Annotated in this window: 1 protein-coding gene; it reads right to left on the reverse strand. The window is 52.1% G+C overall.

From position 1 onward, the window contains the following. On the reverse strand, nucleotides 1-353 hold a 353-nt coding region (locus KH400_RS30260; protein ID WP_217228552.1), incomplete at both ends, for a hypothetical protein.

The following is a 353-nucleotide window of genomic DNA, read 5'->3' on the forward strand; positions in this document are numbered from 1 at the left end:
TCCCTCTTCTTTCCTCCCTTCTTTTCCCTTCCTTTCTCTTCTCTTCTCCCTCTCCCTCTTTCCTTTCCTCCCTTCCTCCTTTTCCTTCTTTTCCTCCCCCCCCCTTCCTCCTTTTTCCCCTTCCCCCCTCTCTTCCCTTTCCTCTTCCTTCCTTTTCCCTTCCCTTTCTTCTCCCTCTTTTTCCCCCCCTTTCTCCCTCTCTTCTTCCTTCTCCTCTCTTTCTTTTCCTCCCTCCCCCTTTTCTTCCTCTCCTCCCTCCTTCTCTCTTTTTTCCCCCCTTTTCTTCCCTTTCTCCCTCCCTCCTTTCTTTCTCTCCCCCTCTTTCTCCTTTTCTCTTTCCCCCTCCCCCCTCC

It is taken from the genome of Desertibacillus haloalkaliphilus (assembly GCF_019039105.1).
GTDB classification, from domain to species: domain Bacteria; phylum Bacillota; class Bacilli; order Bacillales; family KJ1-10-99; genus Desertibacillus; species Desertibacillus haloalkaliphilus.